This window comes from Streptomyces sp. NPDC001056 (assembly GCF_053598955.1).
On the sequence record NZ_JBSFLI010000024.1, the window covers coordinates 1 to 19,069 of the forward strand.

General features: G+C 73.0%; 19 protein-coding genes. 9 read left to right on the top strand and 10 right to left on the bottom strand.

Features of this window, described 5'->3' with window-relative positions:
- Positions 1-91 precede the first annotated feature (91 nt).
- Genes ACWDD7_RS25670 through ACWDD7_RS25680 form a run of 3 tightly spaced genes read right to left on the bottom strand, consistent with a single transcriptional unit; the run spans position 92 to position 2,827 of the window.
- Positions 92-1,189, bottom strand: coding sequence for a CapA family protein (locus tag ACWDD7_RS25670; RefSeq protein WP_450459089.1), 1,098 nt, complete (start codon positions 1,187-1,189; stop codon positions 92-94).
- 4 nt (positions 1,190-1,193) lie between these two features.
- Positions 1,194-2,501 (bottom strand): phosphoribosyltransferase family protein, encoded by a 1,308-nt coding sequence (locus tag ACWDD7_RS25675; protein WP_450459090.1) that lies wholly within the window; start codon positions 2,499-2,501, stop codon positions 1,194-1,196.
- An 11-nt stretch (positions 2,502-2,512) separates the two neighbouring features.
- Positions 2,513-2,827: a dsRBD fold-containing protein gene (locus ACWDD7_RS25680; protein WP_351874226.1), complete on the bottom strand. Its 315-nt coding sequence runs from the start codon at positions 2,825-2,827 to the stop codon at positions 2,513-2,515.
- Between the two features lie 119 nt (positions 2,828-2,946).
- On the opposite strand from ACWDD7_RS25680, the gene ACWDD7_RS25685 reads away from it, so the two are divergent.
- A complete protein-coding gene (locus tag ACWDD7_RS25685) occupies positions 2,947-3,321 on the top strand; it encodes a YchJ family protein (RefSeq protein ID WP_450459091.1) in 375 nt (124 codons plus the stop codon).
- Positions 3,322-3,340: 19 nt separating this feature from the next.
- On the opposite strand, the gene ACWDD7_RS25690 is transcribed toward ACWDD7_RS25685, so the two are convergent.
- Positions 3,341-4,042: a FadR/GntR family transcriptional regulator gene (locus tag ACWDD7_RS25690; RefSeq protein ID WP_351874231.1), complete on the bottom strand. Its 702-nt coding sequence runs from the start codon at positions 4,040-4,042 to the stop codon at positions 3,341-3,343.
- Positions 4,043-4,183: 141 nt separating this feature from the next.
- Between ACWDD7_RS25690 and ACWDD7_RS25695 the strand changes: the two genes are divergently transcribed.
- Entirely contained in the window at positions 4,184-4,708 is a 525-nt protein-coding gene (locus ACWDD7_RS25695; protein WP_392218822.1) for a gluconokinase, read from the top strand.
- Between the two features lie 38 nt (positions 4,709-4,746).
- Positions 4,747-6,144: a GntP family permease gene (locus tag ACWDD7_RS25700; RefSeq protein ID WP_392218824.1), complete on the top strand. Its 1,398-nt coding sequence runs from the start codon at positions 4,747-4,749 to the stop codon at positions 6,142-6,144.
- Between the two features lie 92 nt (positions 6,145-6,236).
- On the opposite strand, the gene ACWDD7_RS25705 is transcribed toward ACWDD7_RS25700, so the two are convergent.
- The 3 genes from ACWDD7_RS25705 to ACWDD7_RS25715 all read right to left on the bottom strand — a co-directional run bounded on the left by ACWDD7_RS25705 (position 6,237) and on the right by ACWDD7_RS25715 (position 8,784).
- Positions 6,237-6,869 carry a cytochrome b/b6 domain-containing protein gene (locus tag ACWDD7_RS25705; RefSeq protein ID WP_351874239.1) on the bottom strand — a complete coding sequence of 211 codons (633 nt, stop codon included), beginning with the start codon at positions 6,867-6,869 and terminating at the stop codon, positions 6,237-6,239.
- Positions 6,853-7,569, bottom strand: coding sequence for a molybdopterin-dependent oxidoreductase (locus tag ACWDD7_RS25710; RefSeq protein WP_450459092.1), 717 nt, complete (start codon positions 7,567-7,569; stop codon positions 6,853-6,855). Before ACWDD7_RS25710 ends, ACWDD7_RS25705 begins: the two co-directional genes overlap by 17 nt.
- Positions 7,570-7,797: 228 nt before the next feature.
- Positions 7,798-8,784 (bottom strand): hypothetical protein, encoded by a 987-nt coding sequence (locus ACWDD7_RS25715; RefSeq protein ID WP_450459093.1) that lies wholly within the window; start codon positions 8,782-8,784, stop codon positions 7,798-7,800.
- 372 nt (positions 8,785-9,156) lie between these two features.
- Here ACWDD7_RS25715 and ACWDD7_RS25720 point away from each other — a divergent pair, with 372 nt between their 5' ends.
- The 4 genes from ACWDD7_RS25720 (at position 9,157) to ACWDD7_RS25735 (ending at position 13,202) form a co-directional block, all read left to right on the top strand.
- Positions 9,157-10,053 (top strand): DMT family transporter, encoded by an 897-nt coding sequence (locus ACWDD7_RS25720; protein ID WP_351874246.1) that lies wholly within the window; start codon positions 9,157-9,159, stop codon positions 10,051-10,053.
- A 216-nt stretch (positions 10,054-10,269) separates the two neighbouring features.
- The gene (locus ACWDD7_RS25725; protein ID WP_351874249.1) at positions 10,270-10,803 is read left to right on the top strand and encodes an NUDIX hydrolase; all 534 of its coding nucleotides are present in this window, start codon (positions 10,270-10,272) and stop codon (positions 10,801-10,803) included.
- A gap of 156 nt (positions 10,804-10,959) precedes the next feature.
- The gene (locus ACWDD7_RS25730; protein ID WP_450459094.1) at positions 10,960-11,982 is read left to right on the top strand and encodes a phosphotransferase family protein; all 1,023 of its coding nucleotides are present in this window, start codon (positions 10,960-10,962) and stop codon (positions 11,980-11,982) included.
- Positions 11,983-11,987: 5 nt separating this feature from the next.
- Complete coding sequence (locus tag ACWDD7_RS25735) at positions 11,988-13,202, top strand: acyl-CoA dehydrogenase family protein (protein WP_450459095.1); 1,215 nt, start codon at positions 11,988-11,990, stop codon at positions 13,200-13,202.
- Positions 13,203-13,252: 50 nt separating this feature from the next.
- Here the strand turns inward: ACWDD7_RS25735 and ACWDD7_RS25740 are convergent, their stop codons facing one another.
- Genes ACWDD7_RS25740 through ACWDD7_RS25750 form a run of 3 tightly spaced genes read right to left on the bottom strand, consistent with a single transcriptional unit; the run spans position 13,253 to position 16,327 of the window.
- Positions 13,253-13,846, bottom strand: a complete 594-nt coding sequence (locus tag ACWDD7_RS25740; protein ID WP_392217297.1) for a TetR/AcrR family transcriptional regulator — start codon at positions 13,844-13,846, stop codon at positions 13,253-13,255.
- A gap of 37 nt (positions 13,847-13,883) precedes the next feature.
- Complete coding sequence (locus tag ACWDD7_RS25745; RefSeq protein ID WP_450459096.1) at positions 13,884-15,557, bottom strand: class I adenylate-forming enzyme family protein; 1,674 nt, start codon at positions 15,555-15,557, stop codon at positions 13,884-13,886.
- On the bottom strand, positions 15,554-16,327 hold the full coding sequence (locus ACWDD7_RS25750; protein ID WP_351874262.1) for an SDR family oxidoreductase: 774 nt from the start codon (positions 16,325-16,327) through the stop codon (positions 15,554-15,556). Before ACWDD7_RS25750 ends, ACWDD7_RS25745 begins: the two co-directional genes overlap by 4 nt.
- A 123-nt stretch (positions 16,328-16,450) precedes the next feature.
- On the opposite strand from ACWDD7_RS25750, the gene ACWDD7_RS25755 reads away from it, so the two are divergent.
- Together ACWDD7_RS25755 and ACWDD7_RS25760 are read left to right on the top strand one after the other, a co-directional pair.
- The gene (locus ACWDD7_RS25755; RefSeq protein ID WP_351874265.1) at positions 16,451-17,674 is read left to right on the top strand and encodes an exo-beta-N-acetylmuramidase NamZ family protein; all 1,224 of its coding nucleotides are present in this window, start codon (positions 16,451-16,453) and stop codon (positions 17,672-17,674) included.
- 84 nt (positions 17,675-17,758) lie between these two features.
- Positions 17,759-19,057, top strand: coding sequence for a serine-threonine protein kinase (locus ACWDD7_RS25760; RefSeq protein WP_450459097.1), 1,299 nt, complete (start codon positions 17,759-17,761; stop codon positions 19,055-19,057).
- The last annotated feature ends 12 nt before the right edge of the window (positions 19,058-19,069 follow it).

Sequence of the window (19,069 nt, forward strand, 5' to 3'; positions counted from 1 at the left end):
CAATCCACACCGAACCGGAAGGCCCTCACCTGTTCAAGATCCCTCAGCCGAGACCTGGCTCACCCGTCCACAACCTCCCCGGACAGAACAGCTAGGCGGCCCGTACGAGGAGTGTGCCGTCGGCTCCCCGTTCGACGCGGGCGCCCCGGGCACGGGTGTCGAGGGTCGTGCGCAGCCAGGCGGTGTCCTCGGGAGAGGCGGGTTCGAGGCGCATGCGGCGGGCCTGGAAGGGGACCAGCGTGAGGCCGGTGAGCCGGCCGCCGCCGGGGTCGAGGGCGGCGAGGTACAGCAGGCGGAGGTCGTCGCGGTACTGCTCGTAGCCGCGGATGCCCTCGTAGTCGTCCACGAGGTCCCCGCAGCCGTACAGGACGAGCCGGTCCCGGTGGATCTCTAGGGGGCGCGGGTGGTGCGAGGAGTGGCCGTGGACGAGGTCGGCGCCCGCGTCGATGAAGGCGTGGGCGAGGCGGGTCTCGGCGCGGGAGACGCCGTAGCCCCAGTTGGGGCCCCAGTGGAGGGAGACGATGACGAGGTCGCCGGGGCGGCGCAGCGGGCGCAGCCGGTCGGCGAGGTCCTCCGCCGCGCCCTCGGTGAGCAGGGCCACGCCGGGCCGTTCGGCGGTGGCGGCCCAGGTGCCCGGGATGCCGCTGGAGGGCAGGCCGTAGGCGAAGACCAGGAGGCGGCCGCCCGTCCGCAGCGGGATCTCCGCCGGCCGCCGGGCCGTGTCCGCGGTGCGGCCCGCGCCCGCCGTGCGCAGTCCCGCCGTCTCCAGGGACGTCAGGGTGTCCTCCAGGCCGCGCGGTCCGAAGTCGAGGACGTGGTTGTTGGCGAGGACGCAGACGTCGGGGCGGGCGGCGGTGAGGCAGGGCAGGTTGGCGGGGTGCATCCGGTAGTGGACGGCCTTGCCGGGGGCGAAGGCGCCGTCCGCGGTGACGGCGGTCTCCAGGTTGACGACGCGGGCGTCCGGGGCGGCGGCCTCCAGTGCGGGCAGTGCCTCGCCCCAGGGCCAACCGAAGTCCACGGGGCGGGGGATGGGGCCGTTGACGGCCTCGGCGAGGGCGACGTAGTCGCGGGCGTCGTGGAGGTAGTCCTCCCGCAGGAGGGGAGGGCCGGGGTGCGGGAGGATCTGGTCGACTCCCCTGCCGAGCATGACGTCGCCGGCGAGGAACACCGTGATCGCGTTCCCGGGCATGGCATCAGACGTGCGCGGGTGCCATGTGGTCCGTGAACCAGTCGCGGGCCAGCTCGGTCACCCGTTCCAGGGTGCCCGGTTCCTCGAAGAGGTGGGTGGCGCCGGGTACGGTCTCCAGCCGGTTCTCGCAGCGCAGCCGGCGCTGGGCGTCCCGGTTGAGGTCGAGGACCAGGGGGTCGGCGCCGCCGACGATCAGCAGGGTGGGCGCGGTGACCTCGGGGAGCCGGGGGCCCGCGAGGTCGGGGCGGCCGCCCCGGGAGACGACGGCGGCGGGGCGTGCCGCGGGGTCGGCGGCGGCCCACAGCGCGGCGGCCGCGCCGGTGCTGGCGCCGAAGTAGCCGAGGGCGAGGCCCGCCGCGGCGGGTTCCTCGCGCAGCCAGTGGGTGGCGGCCAGCAGCCGCCCGGCGAGCAGCGGGATGTCGAACACGTTGTCCCGGTCGCGCGCCTCCGCGTCGGTGAGCAGGTCGAACAGCAGGGTGCCGAGCCCGGCGCGGTGCAGGCCCTCGGCGACGTACCGGTTGCGGGGGCTGTGCCGGCTGCTGCCGCTGCCGTGCGCGAAGACGACGATGCCCAGGGCGTCCTCGGGCAGGGTCAGGTTCCCGCCCAGCCGTACGGCGCCGGCCGGCACCGTCACTTCGGGGTCGGCGCTCGTGCGACGCTTCTCCCGGCCGGCCCTCGTCCGACGGGTCTGGCGCAGACAGGCCGTGACCTCCGCGTCCTCGGTCTGCGCGAAGTCGTCGTAGAACTGCCCGACGGCTGCGAAGTCCCAGGGCGTGTCCAGGCAGACCAGGTCGTCGGCGTCGCCGCCGAGACGGCGGGCGAAGTCGCGGGGGGCGACGGGGACCGCGAGCACGATGCGGGCGGCGCCGCGGGCGCGGGCGACCCGGCAGGCGACGCGGGCGGTGGAGCCGGTGGCGACCCCGTCGTCCACGATCACCGCGGTGCGGCCGGCGAGCGGCACGGAGGGGCACTCGCCCCGGTAGCGTTCGGCGCGTTCGGCGAGCACCCGCCGCTCGCGTTCCTCGACGCGGGCGAGTTCGTCGTCGCGAACGCCGGTGGCACGCAGCACGTCCGCGTTGAGCACCCGTACGCCGTCCTCCCCGATCGCGCCCATCGCCAGTTCTGGCTGGTAGGGCACGCCGAGTTTCCGTACGACGAGGACGTCCAGCGGAGCGTCCAGGGCTTCGGCGACCTGCGCGGCCACCGGCACTCCCCCGCGCGGCAGCCCCAGCACCACCACGTCCTCGCCACGCAGGAAACCCAGGCGGGCGCCGAGTCGCTCTCCCGCCTCCACTCGATCGGTGAAACGCACGGCGGCCTCCGTCACTCCCGGGGCAGCCAGAGCGGCGCCGGGCTCTCCTCGTCGGCCGCGCCCAGCGCCCGCATGTCGCCGTTGGCCGCGCGCACCAGCAGCCTGCCCATCGCGATCAGGGCGCGCCCGGCGGCGAGTTCGTCGCCGATCTCGGGGACGTCGCGGTCGTACGGGTTGCGGCGGGCCTCGGCGTGGCTCTCCAGGACGTTGTCCCCGGTGTCCAGGACGATCCGGGCCGTGGTGTCCGGGTCGTGCTCGGAAAGGTACAGGTTCAGCCGCCACTCCTTGACGGCGGGAGGATGGCTGCTGCTGACGGGTCGGGTCATCGTCCGTCCCTCCTCCGGGGTGCCCTCACGCGGTACCGCACGTGCTGTGCGGCCGCCCGTTCTCCACTGTGCACCCGCCCGGCGGCGGACGCCCACCCGACTCCCGGCACAATGGGCCCATGAGCACGCGCACCTGCCCCTGCGGACCGCCGCGGTCCTACGACGCCTGCTGCGGCCGTTTCCACGCGGGCGCCGCGGACGCGCCGACCGCCGAGCTGCTGATGCGCTCGCGGTACAGCGCGTTCGTCAAGGGGGACACGGGCTATCTGCTGCGCACCTGGCACCCGCGGACCCGGCCGGAGCGTCTGGACCTCGATCCGCGGACGAGGTGGACCGGTCTGGAGATCCTGGACGGCGCCGACGGGTCGGCCTTCCACAGCACGGGGACGGTGACCTTCCGCGCGTCCTACCGGGGCGGCTCGCTGCACGAGCGCAGCCGGTTCGAGCGGGTGGACGGGGCGTGGGTGTACGTGGACGGGGACTTCCTGGAGTAGGGCCCTCCCCTGGCGTCGGCTACGGCGCCAGGATGTCCAGTTCGTGCAGCGCGCCCACGGTGATCTGCCGGGTGAGTTCCTCGGCGCGGACCGCGTCCCGGGCGCGGACCGCCTCGGCCACCCGGACGTGCAGGGTGACGGCCTCCGGGTCGGGGTCCTCGAACATCACCTCGTGCTGGGTGCGGCCGGTCAGCACCTCGGCCACCACGTCGCCGAGCCGCGCGAACATCTCGTTGCCCGACGCGGTGAGGATGACGCGGTGGAAGGCGACGTCGTGGAACAGGTACTCCCGCAGCTGGTGGCCGCGTGAGTGGGCGACCATGCCGAGCGCGCACTCGGTGAGTTCGGCGCACTGTTCGGCGGTGGCGAGCCGTGCCGCGAGTCCCGCCGCGGCCGGTTCGATCGCGGAGCGCAGCACGGTGAGCGAGCGCAGCTGGTGGGGGCGGTCGGTGCCGGCCAGCCGCCAGCGGATGACCTGCGGGTCGTAGACGTTCCACTCGCACTTGGGGCGGACGGTCACGCCCACCCGGCGGCGGGACTCGACCAGGTGCATGGATTCGAGCACCCGCACCGCCTCGCGCATCACGGAGCGTGACACCTCGAAGTGCTGGGCGAGTTCGTCGGTACGCAGGATGCTGCCCGGCGGGTACTCGCCCGCGGTGATCGCGGGGCCGAGGGAGTCCAGTACGCGGCCGTGCAGCCCCCGGCCCGGTGTGCTCATGCACTCAGCGTACGGCGTAGGTCACGGAAACAAAAAGTCAGACTTATACATCACAGACTCTTGAATTCGTCGTACCTAATGGGTTTCAGTGTGGCGACGCCGCCGTGGCGTCGGATGTCGAGGAAGACAGCGAGGCAGTACATGCGAACCCCCCAGGTCGTCGTCGTGATGGGCGTCGCGGGGACGGGCAAGACCACGATCGGTCCCCTGCTCGCCGCGCGGCTGGGCGTCCCGTACGCCGAGGGTGACGACTTCCACCCCCAGGCCAACATCGACAAGATGACGGCCGGTGTCCCGCTCGACGACAGTGACCGCCGGCCCTGGCTGGACGCCATCGGCCACTGGGCGCACGGGCGGGCGGGGCTCGGCGGGGTGGTCAGCAGTTCGGCGCTGAAGCGGGCGTACCGCGACCGGCTGCGGGCCGTGGCGCCCGGGGTCGTGTTCGTGCACCTGACGGGCGACCGGAAGCTGATCGAGGACCGGATGGCGCACCGGCAGGGCCACTTCATGCCGACCGCGTTGCTGGACTCGCAGTTCGCCACGCTGGAGCCCCTGGGGCCGGACGAGGCCGGCGTCGCCGTGGACGTCAGCGGCGATCCCCGGGAGATCACCGAACGCGCCGTACAAGCGCTGAACGGACTGTCCACCGCATCCGCGCCGCAGTAGCGCCTCTCCCCAACTCCCCGTAACCGCAAGGAAACCCCGTGACCAGACTCAGCGTCGAGATGCTGGCAGCGGACACCCCTCCGCCGATCTCCACCGCAGGCCACGCCCAGCTGGGCATCGCCGTCCTGGTGGGCATCGCGGTGATCGTCCTGCTCATCACCAAGTTCAAGCTGCATGCCTTCCTGGCGCTGACCATCGGGTCGCTGGCGCTCGGCGCGGCCGCCGGAGCGCCGCTCGACAAGGTGCTCACCAGCTTCACCACCGGGCTCGGCGCCACGGTCGCGAGCGTCGGTGTGCTGATCGCGCTGGGCGCGGCACTCGGCAGACTGCTCGCCGACTCCGGGGGCGCGGACCAGATCGTGGACACGATCCTGGCCAGGGCCGGGGGCCGGGCGATGCCGTGGGCGATGGTGCTCATCGCCTCCGTGATCGGGCTGCCGATCTTCTTCGAGGTCGGCATCGTGCTGCTGATCCCCGTGGTGCTGATGGTCGCCAAGCGCGGCAACTACTCCCTGATGCGCATCGGCATCCCGGCGCTCGCCGGCCTGTCCGTGATGCACGGACTGATCCCGCCGCACCCCGGCCCGCTGGTCGCGATCTCCGCGCTGCACGCCAACCTGGGCGTCACGCTGGCCTTCGGCATCCTGGTCGCCGTCCCGACCGTGATCGTCGGCGGCCCGCTGTTCTCCAGGATCGCGGCCCGCTGGGTGGACGTCCCCGCGCCCGAACGGATGCTGCCGCAGCGGCCCTCCGAGGACCTGACGCGCCGTCCGGGCTTCGGCGCGACGCTCGTCACCATCCTGCTGCCGGTGGCGCTGATGCTGCTCAAGGCGCTGGTGGACATCGTCATCGACGACCCCGCCGACACCACGCAGCGTGTCTTCGACGTCATCGGCGCCCCGCTGATAGCCCTGCTCGCCGCCGTGATCGTCGGCTTCTTCACGCTGGGCCGCCCCGCCGGGTTCAGCAAGGAGCGGCTGCAGTCCACGGTGGAGAAGGGCCTGATGCCCATCGCCGGCATCCTGCTGATCGTGGGCGCGGGCGGCGGCTTCAAGCAGACGCTGATCGACTGCGGCGTCGGCCAGATGATCCTGGACGTCTCCAAGAACTGGTCGATCCCCGCGGTGCTGCTGGCCTGGCTGATCGCCGTGGTGATCCGCCTCGCGACCGGCTCGGCGACGGTGGCCACGGTCTCGGCCGCCGGTCTGGTCGCCCCGCTCGCGGCGGACATGTCGACCACGCACACGGCCCTGCTGGTCCTCGCGATCGGCGCCGGCTCGCTCTTCTTCAGCTTCGTCAACGACGCCGGGTTCTGGCTGGTCAAGGAGTACTTCGGGCTCAGCGTCGGACAGACCGTCAAGACGTGGTCGATCATGGAGACGATCCTGTCGGTGGTCGGCGGCGCGCTGGTGCTGGTGCTGTCGCTGGTGTTCTAGCCAGCGCCGTACGACGGTGGTTCGGCCACCGTACGACGCCGACGGCCCACCTGCCCCTCTTCGATCCGGAGGTCGCGGAGGGGCGGGCGCGTTCACGGCCGCGGCCGCCACAAAGGGTGCTGCCGCTTCGCCCACTCCTCGCTCACCGTCCCCGTGCGCAGTCCCCTCCGCGCCTCCGGGTCGCCGAGCGCCATGCCGATGTGGCCCGCGAGGACGACGGCGATGGTGAGGGCCAGCCAGTCGTGGACGAAGGTGGCCGAGGTGCGCCAGACCAGCGGGGCGAGGTGGGTGAACCACATCAGCAGGCCGGTGCCGAGCATGACCAGGGTGGCACCGGCGATCCAGGCGGCGTAGATCTTCTGCCCCGCGTTGAACTTGCCCGCCGGGCGCGCCTGCCGGCGCCGGTCGCGGCGCAGGGCGGCCCGCAGCCAGAGCCTGTCGTGCGGGCCGAACCGGTTGAGGAAGCGCAGGTCGGCGCGGAAGGCGCGGGAGGCCAGGCCGAGCAGGACGGGGACGGGCAGGGCGAGCCCGGCGCACTCGTGCACCCGGACGACCAGTTCGCGGCGGCCCACCAGGACGGCGAGCTGGGGGATGTAGAGGACGGCCGCGGTCACCACGCAGACGCCCATCAGCGCGGCCGTGGTCCGGTGGATCCAGCGTTCGGCCCGGGAGAAGCGGCGGAGCCGGGCGGCGGGGCGGGCCGGGGCGTCAGCTCGTGGGCTCATCGGTGCGTCCGTTCGAACGGCCGACCCAGGCGTCGACGTCGTAGCCGAGGTTCTCCCAGTAGCCGGGCTGCACCCGGTCGGTGACGGTGATGCCGGAGAGCCACTTGGCGGACTTGTAGAAGTACATGGGGGCGACGTAGAGGCGGACGGGGCCGCCGTGGTCGTGGCCGATGTCCTTGTTCTGCATGCGCAGGGCGACCAGGACGTCCGGGCGGCGGGCCTGGTCGAGGGTGAGGCTCTCGGTGTAGGTGCCGTCGAAGCAGGTGAAGCGCAGGGCCCTGGCGGTCGGGCGGACACCGGCGGCGTCGAGCAGGTCGGCGAGGCGTACGCCCTCGAAGGGCGTGCCGGGCACCCGCCAGCCGGTGACGCACTGCACGTCCCTGACCAGCCGGGTCTGCGGGAGGGCGCGCAGCTCGGCCAGGGTGTAGCTGCGGGGGCGGTCGACCAGGCCGTCGACGGTGAGGCGGTAGTCGGTGGCGTTCTTGTCCGGCACGGAGGCGGCGACGGAGTAGTAGCGGAAGCCGCCGCCGTTGGGCAGCAGCCCGGTCAGGCCCGTCGGGTCGTTGCCGGAGAGGGCGTCCAGGCCGCGTTGCAGGGCGGGCGCGGCGAGCACGCCGAGGGCGCCCAGGCCGAGGGTGCCGAGGAAGACGCGGCGGCCGACGGGGGTGCCGTCCCGCTCCTCGGGGGGTTCGGGGTTCACGTCTTCATTCGAGCACCGGGCGCGCCGGGTGGCCAGGGAATCGGGGCCGCGGTCAGGCTTTCGTAAGGAATCCGGGCCTTGCGCGAAGGGGCTCGTCAGGGCTCCCGGGCCGGACACGAAGAGGCTTGTCAGGAATCCCCGGCCGTGTGCGAAGGGGGCCCGTCAGGAATCCCGGGCCGGGCACGAAGAGGCCCGGCAGGAATCCCACGTCGGACGCGAAGAGGCCCGTCAGGAAGACAGGGCCAGGGCGTGCGCGCGGGCGCGGGCCGTATGGAAGGCGATCCACGGGTCGCGGTGCGGGTAGCACCAGGGCGCGCGGGTGGCGTGGGCGCCGATGCGGCGGAAGAGGACGGCGGCCTCGGCGGGGCGGCCCGCGCAGGACAGGGCGTGGGCGAGGTGGTTGAGGTCGATGTGGCGGCGCGGGTGTTCGTCGTGCTCCCACTCCAGCCACCAGTCGAAGCCGGCCCGCAGGATCCGGCGGGCGCGCGGCCCGGACCAGTGTCCCGAGGCGGCGGGGTCGGCCGGGGCGAGGCCGGTGGCGGCGAGCACCCGGTAGCGCTCCGCGAGGGCGACGACGGGCAGGACGGCCAGCGGGGAGTCGGCGGGAGCCTCGGCGGCGGCCAGCTCGGCGAGGTCGAGCACCTCGTGGGACTCGAACCGGCCGCCCGCGGGCCGCTCGGCGAGGCGGGCGACGACGAGATGGTGGGCGTGGTGGTGCTCGGGGTGGCGGCGGCGCACCTCGGCGAAGACGTCGAACACCTCGCGCTCGGGCCCGAGCAGTCGGGCGAGGCGGAGCAACCCGAGCCAGGGGGTGGGGTCGGCGGGGGCGAGCGCGGCGGCGCGGACGCAGGCCGCGCGGGCCCGCTCGGGGTCCTCCCGGCCGCGCAGGGCGCGCTGGACGCGGGCGAGGGCGAGCAGCGCGGCGGCGTCCGGGGAGGCGGGTTCGGCCTGGAGCCAGTCGAAGGCCCAGGCGGCGGCGTACGGCTCCCGGGCGAGCACGGTCAGCCGGTGGCCCCGGCGGTCCCAGTCGTCGCCGGTGCGCAGCAGCAGGGCGCGGGCGGTCTGGCGACGACCCTGGACCAACGCGGCGCGGGCGGTGCGCAGTTCGGCGTCGTCGAGGGCGTCGTCGTAGGCGCCGGGGGTGTCCTGGACGAGGGCGCCGGAGGGTTCCGTGCGGGCCCGGCGCACGACGAGCAGGGGCGGGAGTGGTGACACCGCGGGACTTCCTGTTTCTCGGGCTGCCATCGACCGATCACAGACAGCAAACCCCTAGGCCAAGGTTTGCGTCAAGCGGAATGCTGATGTTAATGAGTTCAACTACCGTTCTCCGCAGGGAAATTGGGGTATACGGCACATACGTGACCGCCTGACGGGTGGACCCGGAACGGCTCGGGGCGCGCGGCTGTGGCGTACACCGTCGCGCCGTGCCGAGGGATGTGGCGTACGCCATGGCGCCCGGCCCCCCGGGCGCGGACCATGGCGAGGCAACCGCCCCTTTCCGGGTTCTTCCGGGGCAATGCCGTCCCGGGAGCGCTACAGTCGGCCACTACGCGTCCGTGGTCCGGCCGGATGATCGAGGTACGCAGCGTGTCGGTTCTGGTTCTCCTCCTCGCCGTGGGCGCGGCCTGCTGTCTGGGCCTCGGTTTCGTGCTCCAGCAGAACGCCGCGCAGCAGGCGCCGCTGAGCGACTTCCTGTCGTTCCGGCTGTTGCTCGACCTGATGCGGGTGCCGCGCTGGCTCGGCGGTCTCGGGCTGATGGTGGCCGGCATGGTGCTGGGCGCGGTGGCGCTCGGCAAGGGTGAGATCTCGCTGGTGGAACCGCTGCTCGCGACCAACCTGCTGTTCGCGCTCGCGCTGTCCCGGTACCAGACCGGACAGCCGCTGGGACGCCAGGGCTGGGCGGGGTTGCTGCTGCTCGCGGGCGGGGTCAGCGCGTTCATCACGGCGGGTGAGCCCCGGGCCGGCAGCGCCATCGCCGATCCGCTGCGGCACTGGCTGATCATCGGCCTGATGGTGGGCACGGCCCTGGCCCTGACGACGTACGCCAAGCGTTCCCGGCTGAACTGGGGTCCGGTGCTGCTGGCCCTGGCGGCCGGGCTGTTGTACGGGGTGCAGGACGCGCTGACCCGGGTGAGCGGCACGCTCTTCTCCGACGGCGGCCTCGCGGAGCTGTTCACCAGCTGGCAGCCCTACGGCGTCTTCGCCTGCGGGGTCACCGGACTGGTCCTGGTGCAGAGCGCGTTCGAGACGGCGCCTCTGCGGATGTCGCTGCCCGCGCTCACCGCGGCCGAGCCGCTCGCCGGGATCCTGTGCGGGGTGGGCTTCCTCGGCGACCGGCTGCGCACCGACACCGGGGCGCTGGCCTGGGAGGCGGCCGGACTCGCGGCGGTGGTCGCGGGCATCGTGCTGCTCGGGATGCACCCGGCGATGCCGTGCGGCGCGACGGAGTCGGAACCCCCGGCCCACGAACTCCAGCGCCGCTGAGCCGCGGGCCGTACCGCGTCGTCCGCGGTACGCGCGCGCCCTCCGCCGGCCCGCGCCGCCCACCACCACGGCGCCGTCCACCGCACCCGCGCCGCACCGTCCGCCACTCCGGCGCCCTCCGCCGTACCCCCCGTCCACACCGCCGCGCCGTCCACCGCACCCGCGCCGTCGGCCGCACCGCGCCCTGCCCTGCCGCCCCCGTGCTTGGATGAGGGCATGAACCCTGCTGACGAGATCCTCGACATCGTCGACGAACACGACCGCGTCGTCGGGCAGTTGCCGCGCGGCGAGGTGTACGACCGCGGGCTGCGCCACCGCTGCGTCTTCATCCAGGCCCGGGACGCCGCCGGACGGCTGTTCGTCCATCAGCGCACCGCGACCAAGCTGGTGTTCCCCTCCCTGTACGACCCGTTCGTCGGCGGCGTCGTGGGCGCGGGCGAGTCCTACGACGAGGCGGCGCTGCGGGAGGCCGAGGAGGAGCTGGGCGTGACCGGGCTGCCCCGGCCGACGTACCTCTTCAAGTTCCTCTACGACGACGGGGCCGGGAAGACCTGGTGGTCGGCGGTGTACGAGGTGCGCTGCGACCTGCCCGTGAAGCCGCAGGTGGAGGAGGTCCAGTGGCACGACTTCCTCACCGACGAGGAGGTCGAGCGGCGCCTCGGCGAGTGGGAGTGGGTGCCTGACGGGCTGGCGGCGTACGAGAGGCTCGCGGAGTTCCGCGCCGGGAACGCCGGGAACGCCGGGAACTGAGCCCCGGGAGAAGGCGCTCCCGGGCCCGGCCCTGGGCCCGCTCCCCCGTGGCCCCCGTCACGTTTCCCGCCATGTTCGCCGCACGCACTGGACGACATACCGACCGGTCGGCATCATGTGTCGAGTCCTGTACGCGACCGTTCGTAGGAGTGACACATGAGCGCCGACCACCCGCCCGGACTCGACCTGGACCGGCTGCGCGCCCTGCTGGAGCGAGAGCGCCCCGGCCTGGTGCGGGGACCGCTCGGCGGACGGCTGATCGAGGGCGGCCGGTCGAACCTCACCTACGCGGTCTCCGACGGCACCTCCCGGTGGGTCGTGCGCCGCCCGCCGCTCGGCCATGTGCTGGCCACCGCGCACGACATGAAGCGCGAACACCGGGTGATCAGCGCCCTGCACTCCACCGCCGTGCCGGTCCCGGCGCCGGTGCTGCTGTGCGAGGACGAGGAGGTGCTCGGCGCGCCGTTCTACATGATGGAGTTCGTGGCGGGCACCCCGTACCGCACCGCCGCGCAGCTCGCCCCGCTCGGCGAGGAGCGCGTGCGGGGCGCCGTGCTGTCCCTGGTGGACACGCTGGTCGAGCTGCACGCGGTGGACCCCGCCGAGGTGGGCCTCGGCGACTTCGGCCGGCCCGAGGGCTACCTGGACCGGCAGCTGCGCCGCTGGGGCAAGCAGCTGGACGCCTCCCGCAACCGCGAACTGCCCGGCATCGACGAGCTGCACGCCGAACTCGGCCGCAAGCTGCCCGTCTCGCCCGCCGCGGCGGTCGTCCACGGGGACTACCGGCTGGACAACGTGCTGATCGGGGCGGACGACAAGATCACCGCGATCCTCGACTGGGAGATGTCCACGCTGGGCGACCCGCTGACCGACCTCGGTCTGCTGGTGATGTACAGCCGCTCCCTGGACGTGCCGAACTCGCCCGTCTCCACGACCGCCGAGGCGCCCGGCCACCCGGCGCCGGAAGAGCTGGTCGAGCGGTACGCGGCGCGCTCCGGGCGGGACGTCTCGGCCGTCTCCTGGTACGAGGCGTTCGCCTTCTTCAAGCTCGCCGTGATCCTTGAGGGCATCCACTACCGCTTCACGCTGGGCCAGACGGTCGGGCGCGGCTTCGACCGGATCGGCGAGCTGGTGCCCGTCTTCATCGACCACGGACTGACCACCCTTCAGGAAGGCTGACCGTCATGGACTTCGCGTTCGACGCGCGCACCGAGGAGCTGCGTGCCAAGCTGCTCGCCTTCATGGACGAGCACGTCTACCCGGCCGAACCGGTCGCCGAGGAGCAGCGGGCCGCCCTCGCCTCCCCCTGGGACACCCCGGCCGTGGTCGAGGAGCTGAAGGCCGAGGCGCGCCGGCAGGGGCTGTGGAACCTCTTCCTGCCCGACACCGAGTACGGCGCGGGGCTGACGAACCTCCAGTACGCGCCGCTGGCCGAGATCACCGGCCGGTCCCCGCACCTGGCGCCCACCGCGACCAACTGCGCCGCGCCCGACACCGGGAACATGGAGGTGCTGGCGCAGTTCGGCGACGAGGCGCAGAAGAAGCGGTGGCTGGAGCCGCTGCTCGCCGGTGAGATCCGTTCCGCGTTCGCGATGACCGAGCCGGAGGTGGCCTCCTCGGACGCCACCAACATCACCACCCTCATCGAGCGGGACGGCGACGAGTACGTCATCACCGGCCGCAAGTGGTACATCTCCGGGGCGATGAGCCCGGACTGCCAGATCTTCATCGTGATGGGCAAGACGGACCCGGACGGCGCGGACATCCGCCGCCAGCAGTCCATGGTCCTGGTCCCGCGCGACACGCCCGGGGTGACCGTCCAGCGGGCCATGCAGGTGTTCGGTTACGAGGACCACTCCCACGGCGGCCACGCCGAGGTGGTCTTCGACCGGGTGCGCGTGCCGGTGACCAATCTGATCGGCGAGGAGGGCGGCGGCTTCGCCATCGCGCAGGCCCGGCTCGGTCCCGGCCGCATCCACCACTGCATGCGGCTGATCGGCATGGCCGAGCGGGCGATCGAGCTGATGTGCCGCCGGGCGGTCTCCCGTACCGCGTTCGGCAAGCCGCTGGCCCAGCAGGGCGTGGTGCAGAACTGGATCGCCGACGCCCGGGTGACGGTCGAGCAGCTGCGGCTGCTGGTGCTGAAGACGGCCTGGCTGATGGACACCGTCGGCAACCGGGGCGCGCACACCGAGATCCAGGCCATCAAGATCGCCACGCCGCGCGCGGTGGTCGCGATCCTGGACCGGGCGATCCAGCTGCACGGCGCGGGCGGGGTGAGCCAGGACTTCCCGCTGGCCGAGGTCTACGCCGCCGCCCGCACCCTGATGCTGGCCGACGGGCCGGACGAGGTGCACCAGCGGTCGCTGGCGCGGCGGGAGTTGAAGAAGTACCTGTAGGCGGACACGCGTGAGGGGCGGTCGCCGTGGCGGCCGCCCCTCACGCACGCTTACGGGCGCAACGCCCGCAGCAGCAGGTCCGCCAGGTGGTCGGCGACCTGCTGGGGGCTCATCGGTCCGTCCGGGCGGTACCAGGTGGACAGGTGGTGGACGGAGCCGAAGTGGTAGTCCACGACCAGGTCGGCCGGGGTCGCGGTGGAGAAGACGCCGGACTTCTGCCCCTCCTCGATGAGCGCGCGGAACCTTTCGTGGTAGCGGCGCCGCTCGGCCCGTACCTGCTTGAACTTCTCCGGGCTCAGGTGGTGCATGGAGCGGAAGAAGATCGAGGCGTCGTCCAGGTTCTCGATGGTCGACACCACGACGTCCGCCGCCGCCCCCCGCAGCCGCGTCTCCACCGGCGCGTCCAGGCCGGCGAAGTGGTCGAGCCGCTCCTGCTGGACGCGGAGCATGCGCGCGTACACCTCGTGCAGCAGGTCGTCCTTGGAGCCGAAGTAGTGGTACAGCGCCCCCTTGGTGACGCCGGCCGCCTCCACGATCTCCTGTACGGAGGTCCGGTCGTAGCCCTGCTCGGCGAAGAGCCGGGTGGCGGCGGCCAGAAGCCGCTGCGGAACAGGTGCTCCGTCGCCGTCCGTCGTCCTGGGCACTGCCGCCACCTGCCTTTCCGTGATGTCGCTGATGTCGCTATTCCTGCCGCTGTGCGCTGCCGCGGGAACGCAGCTCCCGCCGGAGGATCTTCCCACTTGAGGTCTTGGGCAGCTCGGGCAGGATCTCCACCTGGCGCGGATACTTGTAGGCCGCCAGTCTCTCCTTGCAGTACACCGCGAGTTCGTCCGGGTCCGCCTCGGCGCCCGGACGCAGGCTGATGAACGCCTTGACGGTCTCCCCGCGATAACCGTCGGGCACGCCGACGACGGCCGCCTCGCGCACCGCCGGGTGGGTGTACAGGACGTCCTCGACCTCGCGCGGCCACACCTTGAAACCGGCCGCGTTGATCATGTCCTTCTTGCGGTCCACGACGTAGAGCCAGCCCTGCGGGTCCATGAACCCGATGTCGCCGGTGTGCAGCTCGCCCGCGGGGAAGGTCTCGGCGGTCGCGTCCGGGCGCCGCCAATAGCCGGGGATCACCTGGGGCCCGCGCACCACGATCTCGCCCTGCTCGCCGAACGGCACGTCCGCGCCCTGGTCGTCCACGATCCGCACGAGCGTGTCGGGGCCGGGCAGACCGACCGCGAGCGTCCCGGAGACCGGGTCGACCGGCGCCTCCAGGGTGGTCGGCACCGAGGCGCAGGGGGCGGTGCACTCGGTGAGGCCGTACCCGTTGCGGATGTACGCCCCGAACCGCTCCCGGAAGCCTTCCACCAGTGCGGGCGGCAGCGGGGCTCCACCGGAGGCCAGGTGCGCGAAGGAGGCGAAGTGCTCCGGTCCCGCCCCGGGGTGGGCGGCGAGCGCCATGAACGCGGTGGCGGGGCCGACCGTGAACACCGGGCGGTGCTCGGCGAACGCCTCCAGGACGACGCCCGGCTCGAACCGGTAGGCGAGCACGAGGGTGCCCGCGCTGTTCAGACAGGCGCCGAACTGGCAGACCATGCCGGTGATGTGGAACAGGGGCGCGAGCGCGAAGTAGACCGGCCCCTCGGGCAGCGCGAGCCCGGTGCGCTGCCGCTCCACGGTGTACATGATGTTGCGGTGGGTGTTGGTGGCGCCCTTGGGGGTACCGCTGGTGCCGGAGGTGTAGCTGATCAGCGCGATGTCGTCGGGCGCCGGCTCCCGCCCCTCGGGCGCCCGCCCGCCCCGCCGGGCCACGGCCACCAGGTCGTCGGCGTCGGGGGCCTCGGGCAGCCGCTGGAAGGCCAGCACCCGGTCGTCGTCGCGCGTCTGGAAGTCCAGCTCGCACCCGGTCAGCACGATCCGCACCGGCGAGCCGGCGGCCGTGTCCCTCAGGTACGCCTCCCACGCCCGGTCGGAGCAGATCAGCGCGGCCGCCTCGGCGTCCCGCAGCACATGGCCGACCTCGGCCGACTTGTACATGGGGTTGACCGGCACCACGGTCGCGCCCGCCTTCCAGGCGCCGAGCACGGCCAGCACGAAGTGCGGGGAGTTCTGGAGGAGTACGGCGACCCGGTCGCCGTGCTCCAGGCCGCGCGCGGCGAGGTGCGCGGCGACCGAGTCGCTGAGTTCGTCCACCTCGCGGTAGCTCAGCCGGGCGTCGAAGTAGCTCAGGAAGGTGCGCTCGGGCGCCTCGGCGACGGCGGCTCGCAGGGCGTGCACCAGCGAGTCGGCGGGGTCGACGGGGACCCGCTGGGCCTCGTTCAGGAGGGCGAGCCAGGGCCGGGACTCGTAGGGGGACCCGCTCACAAGACCTCCTCCACCTTCTGCTGGAGCTGGTTCATGCCGGCCAGCCAGCGCTCGGGGTCGGCCGCGCGCATCCGGTAGCGCTCGGCGGTCTGCGGGTGCGGCAGGATCAGGAAGCGGTCCTCCTCGATGCCCCGGAACAGCGCGTCCGCCACCTCCGCCGGCTCGATCGCGGTCGGCGCCAGCACCACCTCGCCCGCGCCGCCGCTCGCCGTGAGCATGTCGGTGCGCACACCCTCGGGGCAGATCGCGTGCACCTTCAGGCCCCGGTGACGGTACGTCAGGGACAGCCACTCGGCGAAGGCGTAGGCGCCGTGCTTGGTGACGCTGTAGGAAGGGGCGCCGACCATGCTGATCAGCCCGGCGGCGGACACCGTGGCGACGAACCGGCCGCTGCCCCGCTCCAGCCAGTGCGGCAGCAGGGCGTGGGCCGCGCGGACGTGTGCCATCACATTGACGTCCCAGGACAGCGCCCAGGTCTTCTCGTCCAGCGGGCCGCCAATGTCCCCGTCCGCGAAGGCCACGCCGGCGTTGGCGCAGTACACGTCGATGGAGCCGCCGAGCGCGTCCCGCGCGTCCCCGACGATCGCGGAGGCGTCGCCCGGCACCGCGATCGCACCGATCTCCTCGGCCACCGCCTTCGCCTTCCGCCCGTCCAGGTCGTTGACCACGACCCGCGCCCCCGCCGCGGCGAACCGCCTGGCCAACGCGGCCCCGATCCCCCCACCGGCGCCGGTGACGACGACTCCCGCATCCTGCATGGCTTCCACCATCGGTCTCCTTCGACACGACGCGACTCGGCTCAGCGCGGTCAGACTAACCGGTCGGTATGTGTGAAGGAAGGCCCGTCGCATCAACCTCTAGGGGCCCGCACCTTCCGCACTCACGGAGGCACCGTGCACCTGTCCCGAAGAAACCTCCTGGCCACGGCCACCCTCGCCGCCGTGCCGGTCCCAGCGTCCCACCACCGCGAGACCTTCCGCACCGGCTTCGAACGACTCGCGGCCGACGACTACCGGCTCCTGCGCGGCCAGAGCGTCGGCGTCGTCACCAATCCGACGGGCATCACGAGGAACGCCGAGCACATCGTCGACGTGATGCACGCGAGCCCGCTCGTCGAGCTGACGGCGGTCTTCGGCCCGGAGCACGGCTTCCGCGGCACCGCCCAGGCCGGCGGCTCCGAGGGCCGCTACGACGACCCGGAAACGGGCCTGCCGGTGTACGACACGTACCTGAAGAGCGGCCGGCCCCTCGCCGACGTCTTCACCGCCTCCGGCGTCGACACGATCGTGTTCGACATCCAGGACGTCGGCGCGCGCTTCTACACGTACATCTGGACGCTGTACGACTGCATGGAGGCGGCCCGGCTCGCGGGCAAGCGCTTCGTGGTGCTCGACCGCCCGAACCCGATCACCGGCCGCGAGGCCCAGGGCCCGGTGCTGCACGAGGAGTTCGCCACGTTCGTCGGCCGGCGGCCGATCGCGCAGGCGCACGGCATGACCGTCGCCGAACTGGCCCGGCTGTTCAACGAGGAGTTCCTCGCCGCGCCCGTCCCGCTGGAGACGGTCCGGATGACGGGCTGGCGGCGCACGGAGTTCTACGACGCCTCGAACCTGCCCTGGGTGCCGCCGAGCCCCAACATGCCCACTCCGGACACGGCGTTGGTGTACTCCGGCACGTGCATGTTCGAGGGTACGAACCTCTCCGAGGGCCGCGGCACCACCCGCCCGTTCGAACTCCTCGGCGCCGAGGGCCTCGACGGCCGCTGGGCGGCGGCCGCGAACCGGCTCGGGCTGCCCGGGGTGCGGTTCCGGGAGGCGTACTTCGCGCCCACGTTCTCGAAGTTCCAGGGCAGGACGGTCGGCGGGGTGCAGATCCATGTGACGGACCGGGCGGCCTACGACCCCGTGCGCACCGGGATCGCCCTGCTGGTCACCGCGCGGAGGGTGTGGGACGGCTTCGCCTGGCGCCCGGACGACTGGATCGACAAGCTGACGGGTTCGGACCGGGTGCGCACGATGATCGACGCGGGCGCGGACACCGACGAGGTGGTGGGCGCCTGGCAGCAGGAGCTGGCCGCGTTCCGGCGGATCCGAAAGGAGTATCTGCTGTACGGGTGAGGCGCGAAGGCTGGTCAACTCCGCTCCGTTGCGGGACCATCACACCAGGTAACGCATCGTTTCCGCGGGGCGAGGGAGCCTGGCATGGCGGATCCTGGGATGAGCGTGTCTCCCTACTGGGAGCTGACCTTCGACGCGAGCGGGGACGTCGACCCGCCGGAACGCGACCGTCTGCTGGCCCAGGTCACGGACCACGGCGTTCGTGACCTGGTCGTCTTCGCGCACGGCTGGAACGAGGACCGGTCGGCCGCGACCGCGCTGTACCGCCGGTTCTTCGCCCCGTTCCCGGCGCTGGCGCCCGGGGCGCGTCTCGGGTACGTCGGGGTGGTCTGGCCGTCGATGCGGTTCAGCGACGAGCCGATCCCCGACTTCCCGAAGTCGGTGGTGGCGACGGAGGCGGAGGCGGCGCCCGCCCCGGCGCTGGACAAGGAGACCCGGCGCGCGCTGCTCACGGCCTTCCCGGACCGGGCGACCGTCGTCGACCAGCTGGGTCGCCTCCTCGACGAACGGCCGGACGGCGACGCGGGGTTGACCACGTTCGGGCGCCTGGTGCGGCTGCTGCTGGACGGGGCGGGTCCCGCGGCGGCGGACACCGACGAGCAGGGCGAGCCGGCCGTGTTCACCGAGGAACCCGCCACCGTCTGCGTGGAGTTCGCCGACGCGCTGGCCGCGGTCGCGAACCCGGCCGGTGCGGAGGGGTTCGGTCTGCCCAACCCCTGGGAGGGCGCCAAGGAACTGCTGCGGCAGGCGGCGTACTACCAGATGAAGGGGCGGGCCGGGACCGTCGGCGAGCACGGGCTCGGTCCGCTGCTCGGCACGCTGGCCACCGCGGCGCCCGGGGTGCGGGTCCATCTGGTGGGGCACAGCTTCGGCGGGCGGCTGGTGTCGTTCGCGCTGCGCGGGCTGCCCGGCGAGGTGCGCCCGGTGAAGTCCGTGACGCTGCTCGAAGGCGCGCTCTCCCACTACGCGTTCGCCGAGCGGCTGCCCGACGACCCGCACAGGTCGGGCGCGTTGAAGGATCAGCAGCGGCGCGTCGACGGCCCGCTGGTGTGCTGCCACTCGCGCTTCGACACGGCGCTCGGCACGTTCTACCCGCTGGCCTCACGGCTCGCCGGGGACGACCGGTCCTGCCTGGGCAACGAGATCGCGGCCGTGCTGGGCCCCCGGTGGGGCGCGATGGGCCACGACGGGGTGCAGGCGGTGCCGGGCACGGCCCAGCTGGACCTGGCCGGCGCCCTGGCGGGCCGGCTGCCCGCGTCGGGGTGCGTGAACGTGGACGCGGCCGCGGTGGTCCGCCGGGGCGGTCCGCCGGCCGGGGCGCACAGCGACATCCTGCACCCCGAACTGGCGCGGGTGGTGCTGGCGGCGGGCCGGATCGTCTGACCCGCCGCCAGT